An 8,177-nucleotide genomic window follows, 5' to 3' on the forward strand; every position below is an offset into this window, starting at 1 on the left:
CTTACCCTGAGCATCCGTCACCAAAGATATATGGCGAAACTGCCGATGCCGATGGTAGAACGAAATTCCAGACTTCTCTGGGTAAAAAATTTGAAGAACTACATCAGGAAAGTCCTGCAGATTGGATTGGTGTTGAAGAGTCTCCTTACTTACAGGATCAATTAGGTATCTCTTACCCATCATTTTCTGTAGATACTCTGATTGATCGTGCAGGAAAAGGATTTCATCAATGGCGCAAAGTACCTGCTACAGAAAGAGCCGGTATTTTGATAGAATCTCTTGACAGACTCAGAGAGCGATTTTTTGAGATCGCATATGCCACAATGCATACGACTGGCCAGGGTTATATGATGGCTTTTCAGGCTTCAGGGCCACATGCAGCTGATAGAGCTCTGGAGGCAATCGCTGCGGGTTATGAAGAGTTGGGTAGATTCCCATCAGGCGTAATTTGGGATAAGCCAATGGGTAAGTATAATATTAAACTTGATAAAGAGTGGAGAGCAGTGCCAAAGGGAATAGGCCTTGTAATTGGTTGCTCAACTTTCCCTACCTGGAATAGCGTACCTGGCGTCTATGCTAGTCTTATGACGGGTAATTCTGTGATAGTAAAACCTCACCCTGGAGCAATATTGCCAATGGCAATTTTCGTGGCTGAGATACAAAACGTATTAAAAGCACATGACCTGGATCCTAACATTTGTCAGCTTGCCGTAGATACTTACGATAAGATGATCACCAAAGACCTTGCAGAGCACAAAGAGGTGAAGGTGATTGACTTTACAGGAAACTCTAAGTTTGGGTCTTATTTAGAAGGGCTGGAAGGCAAAGCTGTGTTTACAGAAAAAACGGGTGTAAACTCAGTAATCCTTGACTCTGTAGATGATGTAGACAAAGTTGCTGCCAACTTAGCATTCTCTGTGACTTTATACTCAGGGCAAATGTGTACAGCACCACAGAATTTCTACATTCCTGAAAGCGGTATTAATTCGCCAAACGGTAAAATCAGCTTTGATGAATTTGCTGAGAAATTTGTAGAAAATATCAATGGCCTTGTTGACAATCCTAAGGCAGGACCTTTTGTGTTAGGAGCCATACAAAATAAAAACACATGTGATCGAGTAGCCGAGGCTGATAAGATCGGAGGCAAAGTCTTACTGGAAAGCAGAAGCATTGAAAACCCGATGTTTAAAACAGCCAGAATTTCTACGCCTGTTGTATTGGAAGTATCATCTTCTGATAAAGACAAATTTAGCGAAGAGTTATTTGGTCCTATTGCTTTGCTGATCAAAACAAAAGATACTCACGAGTCTATTGCATTGGCCAAAGAAATGGCTGAGCACCATGGAGCTATTTCATGTGGTGCTTACACTGTAGACCCTGAAATGAAAGAAAAGATAGCCGATGAAATGTCTCTGGCAGCTACACCGGTATCTTTCAATTTAGTAGGAGGTATTTACATGAACCAAAATGCAGGCTTTAGTGATTTTCACGTAACAGGTGGGAATCCTGCTGGAAACGCCTCATTTACAAACCCGGAATATGTAATTAAGAGATTTACGTGGGTTGGACATCGAGAACCTGCCAAAGCTTAATTAGCTGGTTTTAATATTTGACAAAGGTCAATCAGTAATTCTGATTGGCCTTTTTTCATGCAAATGACCTACTACTTTTAGCTTACTTTACTATATTTCAAGATTATATAGTTTGAATCTCGATTTATTACCTGTCATAGTGTGCGCTTTATATGAAGATTGAAATCAATCCGTCAGTCATTTTTAATCGATTAATAATATCCTTTCTCATCTTGCTGTTTGCCAACTGTCTGGGTATTGCTATCAGATCATTTTCTGAAAATCAGTTGGTAATTGATATTACCTATTTATTTGATTTCGATTATGAGAGAAATATTCCAACGTTATTTTCTTCCATATTGCTGCTAATAGCATCTGCCTTAATGTGGTTTATATCATGGGAGTGCCGATATAAAGCAAGTCATTATAAACACTGGATGGGCCTCAGTTTTGTTTTCCTGTTTATGACTGTAGATGAATTTGCCTCACTTCACGAAGAATTGATACCAGTTTTTAGGTCGCTTTTCAACACCACAGGATTTCTTCATTTTGCATGGGTATGACCTTATGGAATAGCGCTCCTTGTGCTACTTTTTATTTATATACAGTTTGTATTTAAGCTTCCTAAAAAAACTAAAAAACGCATAATAATAGCAGCCATTCTATTTATAGGAGGCGCTATGGGGCTTGAAATGTTGGGTGGCAATCACGCTTATAACCACGGTCGGGAAGGATTAACTTATGCTGTTTTGTATACTTTGGAAGAATCTTTAGAAATGCTAGGTGTAATTGTCCTAATCTATGCGCTACTTACTTTCCAAAGCGAAAAATTTGACAACCTTGAGGTTGGCCTTACTGTGAGTGAAAAATAAGTAGAGATTAATCCTTGGGTATAGCTTTAATCTCTACCCTTTCAGCATTTTTTCTCAATTCTATTTCTTCCTCAATAAATTTAGAGTAGACTGCCGTGAAGCTCACCCCATAATACATGATGAGAGAAGCATAGAAAATAAACAACATGATGAGCACAATGGAGGTGCTTGTCTCAAAAATATTGTCAATATTACTATTGATCAGTAGACGCTCTAGTATATACTTTCCCAATACAAATAGTACAGAGGTGACGATGGCCCCAGTGAGAATAGGCTTCCAGGCCACTCTGGCATCTGGTAAAAACCGGTAGACGGCAGCAAACCACAAGGCGATAAAAATTATCACTACAATTTTGCTCATTACCATCACTACAAGTGTGTTTACCTCAGCAAAATTTTCAGGCAGAAAATCTCTGATAAAAGCAATGATACTATCAGCCACAGTTGATAAGATGAAAAGCACGGTTGTAAGTACGATAATGCCTAAAGCAATTAACCGTTGCTTCAGGTGAAATAAGATATTGCTTTTAGACTCAACTCTTATATTCCAAATTTGATTTATGGAGAGTTTGATGATGTTAAAGAGGTTAGTCGCTATAAAAATTAGAAAAACTGAACCTGCAATGGTGATCCACGGTTGACTTGCGAGACTACTAAAATTAGAGGCAATATTTGACATCTGCCGGGCTGCTTCCTCACCAAAAAGCTCCTGAATGTTATTGATAAACGACTGAGTAATACTTTTAGATTTGAAGTAAAGGCTCAGCGCATTAACAGTAATTATTATAATAGGTGGAATTGAAAAAATTGTAAAAAATGCTGTGGAGGAAGCTAAAATTATTGGCTTATTCTTACCAAGTTCTTTGGCAGCATTTTTAAATAATAGTCCAATTTCCTTTAATTTCAGCATAAGTAATGATACTTCTACCGGCATGAACAACCTTACTTCTTCCAAAGTTATAAAAGTCTCACTCGTATCGCTGGCAGTCATAGCCATTGGCTTTGTGATAGTTATTGGCAGGGATTTTATTTATCCGGTTTGCCTGGCGGTTTTATTTGCATACCTGGTTTATCCGCTCACAAGCTTTCTTGAGAAATACATTAAATACAAAGTGCTGGCTACGCTCATATCAGTAATTATTACAGTTACGATCGTGGCCGGTGCTATCTTTTTCTTATATACGCAGCTTACTGAGTTTTTAGGAGATTTTACAGGTCTTAAGTCCCAGGCCAATGAAAATTTTGGAGTGCTTAAAGAGAGGCTGCAAGAGAAATTACCTTTCGTTTTTGATGAGCGCACCAATATAAACGGCTTATTGCAAGGGGTTCTGGGGGCTCAGGAAAATCTTCTAAGAAAAGTATTTAATGCCACCACGGGTACATTGGTAGGGCTGGGTTTGCAACCGGTATATGTTTATTTCATGCTTTACTACAGAAATCATTTTAAAGAATTTTTGTTTGAAGTCACTAAACCTTCTTACCACGATAGGTTAAAGATCACTTTGGAGCAGATAGCTTCCGTTACCAAAAACTATGTAAGTGGAGTTTTTATAGTGGTGCTTATTTTATGCGTCCTCAATTCTGTAGGGCTTACGATTATTGGAGTGAAGTATGCCCTTATGTTTGGTGTAATCTCAGCCATTATGAATTTTATCCCCTATTTCGGAACGCTGATTGGCGGAGCAATACCTTTACTTTATACGCTGGTTTCGCCACATCCTGAAAAAGCCATAGGAGTAATCATACTCTTCCTTATTATTCAGTTTACAGAAAACAACATTCTTACGCCAAATATTACCGGTGGCAGAGTAGCTATAAATCCTCTGTTTACCATTTTTATAATCATAATCGGAGGCCTGGCTTGGGGGCTACCAGGGATGTTCATCTTTGTGCCATTCTTAGGCATGTTTAAGGTAGTTTGTGAGCATATTGATTCCCTTAAACCGCTGGCCAAAGTCATATCACCAAAAAACCCGGAACAGTTAAGTCCCGGGCTTGATTGGATTAAAAAGCAGTTTTCAAATAAGAAATGACCTAATCAGCGCTCTTATTTGTGTGATCGTGTCTTGTTCTCTCTTTCATTCTTTTCCAAAACCTTAAAGAAAGTCCGATGCCTCCGATAAGGGTAATGGCTGTAAGGCTACCCGCTATCCACTTAGAGCGATCGCTTCGCTGCACATAAGAGGATTGTGGATCAATAGTACTCTCAGGCATAGGTTGTGCCGCTGAGTCTCTTTTAATTTTAATGCTGTCTTCCTGTACTTGCTCAAATGGCACAAATGTGAGTCTGCGCGCTTCCGCATTAGAAAAGTAGGCAAGTAATAATGTCAGTATGATTAGTCGGTATATAAATTTCATACTCATTTGTCTGGAAAAACAGTGCCAATTACATATAGCACGGGTATTTCTGATTTCAATTACCAATCGTGTATAAGACCTGCCACATAGTGTGGATTTTTTACTGTAACCATTCCCAAAAGCAGAAGTATACCTATTCGTGCAACCCATCACCACAATACAGGTCTTTACTTCAAAACTCAAACCTCATGTTTCGACAAACACTGCTGCTTACATTACGAACTTTTAAAAAGTTTAAGAGCTCATTCTTTATAAATCTATTTGGGCTATCTACAGGCCTTGCCTGTACTTTACTCATTTTTTTATGGGTAAATGATGAGCTCAACATTGATAATTTTCATGAGAAGACGGATCGCTTATACCAGGTCATGGAACACCAACAATATGCGGCCGATGTGATGACCACCAGCTCTACACCGGGTGTTCTTGCAGAAACTTTAGCTGAAGAAATACCTGAGATTGTGTATGCGACCGTCACAACATGGTTAAATACATTTACATTATCTGTTGATGAAGAAAAAAGTCTAAAGGTAAAAGGCTACTATGTTGGGCCTGACTTTTTCAATATTTTTTCATATAACCTTTATCAGGGAGATAAAGATCAGGTGCTTTCTGATAAGAAAAGTATTGTCATCTCAAGAAGTTTGGCCAATCAGCTATTTGAGTCTGATGATGTGATAGGTAAGGTTGTGAAATTTCAACAGGAGTCTGAGTTTAAGGTGAGTGGAGTTTTTGAAGGTACACCTGCTAACTCTAGTTATCAATTCGACTTTGTTCTTCCGTTTTCTGTTTTTAGAGAAACTAACACCTGGGTAGAAAGCTGGGGAAATAATGGGCCATCTACTCACGTAGTACTAAGAGAAGGTACCTCGAAGAAAGAGGTCGACAATAAAATTGCCGATTTTATCAAGAAGAAAAATGAAGAGTCGAATGTTACTCTCTTTCTAAAACCATATGCTAAGCGCTATCTCTACGGTAGGTACGAAAACGGTAAGCTCGTAGGTGGAAGGATAGAATACGTCCAACTTTTTTCAATTATAGCAGGGTTTATATTGGTGATCGCTTGTATAAACTTTATGAACCTTTCCACAGCCAGAGCATCCAGAAGGGTGAAAGAAGTAGGTATAAAAAAGGCAATCGGAGCTCGGCAGAGAGGCTTGGTCATGCAGTTTTTAAGCGAGAGTGTGGTTATGGCATTTCTCGCACTTCTTATCGCGGTGGGGATAGTCTATCTTTTTTTACCTCAATTTAATGTAATCACAGACAAGCAGATCAGTCTCACTTTCACCTTAGAGATGCTTGGTGCCTTTATAGGTATTTCTTTGTTGGCGGGCCTGTTTGCAGGTAGTTACCCAGCATTGTATTTGTCAGGCTTTAATCCCGTGAAGATTCTCAAAGGTGAAATAAGAGGATCAATCGGTGAACTATGGGCACGAAGAGGTTTGGTTATTTTTCAATTTACCCTGTCGGTAATTCTTATAGTATGTGTGCTGGTAATTTACAAGCAGGTAGAATTTGTACAAGAAAAAAGCATCGGTTATGATAAAGAAAACGTGATCTATTTTGAAATAGAGGGCAAGGTGGAGGATAATCTTGAAACGTTTTTATCAGAAATAAAGCAGGTACCGGGAGTTGTTAATGCAGCAAGCATCGGGCACAACATGGTGGGTAGGCAAAACAACACCTCAGGCCTTGAGTGGGAAGGTAAAAACCCTGAGGATAAGATATTATTTGAAAATGTGCGAGTCTCGCATGATTTAATAGAGACACTCGATATCGAAATAGCCGAAGGCCGATCTTTTAGTCGGGATTTTAGTACAGATACCACCAAGATTATTCTTAATGAAGCAGCTATTAAGATTATGGGTCTGGAAGATCCTGTAGGAAAAAACATAAAGCTGTGGGAAGAAATCGATCTACAGATCATTGGTGTAGCTAAAGATTTTCACTTTCAATCTTTACACGATGTAGTCAACCCGCTTTTCTTTATTCTCAACCCAGAGAATACCTGGAATATCATGGTAAGGGTCAATGGTGAAAATCAGCAGGAAACCATCGAGGCCCTAAATGCTTTTTATTCTGATTATAACCCGGGATTCACATTTGACTACAACTACCTCGATCAGGAGTTTCAAAAGCAGTATGCTGCTGAGCAGAGAGTAGCTACACTATCTAAATACTTTGCAGGGTTTGCTATCATGATTTCTTGTTTGGGTCTGTTTGGCTTAGCGGCCTTCACTGCAGAGAGACGTGTTAAGGAAATTGGTGTGAGAAAAGCATTAGGTTCCAGTTCAAGAAATATTGTTTTACTACTATCAAGCGATTTTACCAAACTGGTGATTATCTCAATAGTATTGGCGCTGCCGGTGAGCTTTTACCTTATCGATACGTGGTTGCAGCGGTTTGCCTATCGTATCGATTTAGAGGTTTGGTACTTTGTTGTTTCCGGGGTGGTAGCATTGGTCATTGCCTGGCTGGCAGTGGGTTCTCAGGCTGTGAAGGCAGCTACTATAAACCCAGCTCAGTGCCTACGAGATGAGTAGGAGTGGGGGTATTTTCACACATCTGTGGAGGCTTTGTGCATATTGATGCACAGGTACTTAGCTAAAAAGGCGACTGAGGTTCTCTGAGCAGGTTGGCAAGGAGTTTTCTATATAATCATTGAGTTTTTAGAGATGAAAACACAATTGTTTAATTAAAAACGAAAAAACCAACTATGGATATTTTAAGAGGTAAAAAGATAGCTATACTAGTAGAAGACGGATTTGAGGAAGTTGAATTTACAAAGCCAAAAGAGGCATTAGAAAATCAGCAGGCAAGTGTTGATGTGATAAGCCCTAAAGAAGGTAAAGTAAGAGCCTGGAACAGTACAGACTGGGGTAATGAATACGAAGTTACTAAGCCGTTAAAAGAAGCAAGTGCAGATGATTACAATGCTTTGTTGCTACCCGGTGGTGTATTTAATCCTGATAAGCTGAGAGCAAATGATAATGCTGTACAGTTTGTAAAGCAATTTTTTGAGAAAGGTAAACCAATAGCGGCCATCTGTCACGGACCATGGACATTGATCGAAACAGGTGCGTTGCAAGGTAGAAAGCTAACTTCATGGCCGTCACTTAAGACTGACCTGAAAAATGCTGGTGCTACATGGGTAAACGAAGAAGTAGTGACAGATCAAGGGTTGGTAACCAGCAGAAACCCTGATGATATACCTGCTTTTTGTGCCAAGATGATTGAGGAGTTTTGCGAAGGCGTGCACGAAGAGCAAAAGACAGTATAATCGAAATCAAACTAGGAGGTCAGGCATTTCATTTGTTTAGGTTAATTTGAGTGTTTAATAATCCTGGCTTCTCATTTTCATAGAACCACAATTGTG

The 8,177-nt window shown here is 39.3% G+C and carries 8 protein-coding genes; 6 read left to right on the forward strand and 2 right to left on the reverse strand.

What is annotated here, in order from left to right; all coding sequences use genetic code 11:
- The 3 genes from paaN to E1176_RS10055 all read left to right on the forward strand — a co-directional run.
- Window positions 1-1,592, forward strand: a 1,592-nt coding sequence (gene paaN / locus E1176_RS10045; protein ID WP_155210480.1) for a phenylacetic acid degradation protein PaaN, incomplete at its 5' end; no start/stop codon positions are given.
- Window positions 1,593-1,744: 152 nt separating this feature from the next.
- The gene (locus E1176_RS10050; protein ID WP_155210481.1) at window positions 1,745-2,134 is read left to right on the forward strand and encodes a hypothetical protein; all 390 of its coding nucleotides are present in this window, start codon (window positions 1,745-1,747) and stop codon (window positions 2,132-2,134) included.
- A 21-nt stretch (window positions 2,135-2,155) separates the two neighbouring features.
- Window positions 2,156-2,443: a hypothetical protein gene (locus E1176_RS10055; RefSeq protein ID WP_155210482.1), complete on the forward strand. Its 288-nt coding sequence runs from the start codon at window positions 2,156-2,158 to the stop codon at window positions 2,441-2,443.
- A gap of 7 nt (window positions 2,444-2,450) precedes the next feature.
- On the opposite strand, the gene E1176_RS10060 is transcribed toward E1176_RS10055, so the two are convergent.
- Window positions 2,451-3,398, reverse strand: coding sequence for a YihY/virulence factor BrkB family protein (locus tag E1176_RS10060; RefSeq protein WP_185152736.1), 948 nt, complete (start codon window positions 3,396-3,398; stop codon window positions 2,451-2,453).
- Here E1176_RS10060 and E1176_RS10065 point away from each other — a divergent pair.
- Entirely contained in the window at window positions 3,376-4,476 is a 1,101-nt protein-coding gene (locus E1176_RS10065) for an AI-2E family transporter (RefSeq protein ID WP_155210484.1), read from the forward strand. The two genes, E1176_RS10060 and E1176_RS10065, sit on opposite strands and share 23 nt — an antisense overlap.
- A 1-nt stretch (window position 4,477) precedes the next feature.
- Here E1176_RS10065 and E1176_RS10070 read toward each other — a convergent pair whose 3' ends face one another.
- Entirely contained in the window at window positions 4,478-4,801 is a 324-nt protein-coding gene (locus E1176_RS10070; RefSeq protein WP_155210485.1) for a hypothetical protein, read from the reverse strand.
- Between the two features lie 188 nt (window positions 4,802-4,989).
- On the opposite strand from E1176_RS10070, the gene E1176_RS10075 reads away from it, so the two are divergent.
- On the forward strand, window positions 4,990-7,344 hold the full coding sequence (locus tag E1176_RS10075; protein WP_155210486.1) for an ABC transporter permease: 2,355 nt from the start codon (window positions 4,990-4,992) through the stop codon (window positions 7,342-7,344).
- A gap of 173 nt (window positions 7,345-7,517) precedes the next feature.
- Window positions 7,518-8,081 (forward strand): type 1 glutamine amidotransferase domain-containing protein, encoded by a 564-nt coding sequence (locus E1176_RS10080; protein WP_155210487.1) that lies wholly within the window; start codon window positions 7,518-7,520, stop codon window positions 8,079-8,081.
- Window positions 8,082-8,177: the final 96 nt, after the last annotated feature.

The sequence above is a fragment of the Fulvivirga aurantia genome (genome assembly GCF_009711475.1).
In the GTDB taxonomy this organism is placed as follows: Bacteria; Bacteroidota; Bacteroidia; order Cytophagales; family Cyclobacteriaceae; genus Fulvivirga; species Fulvivirga aurantia.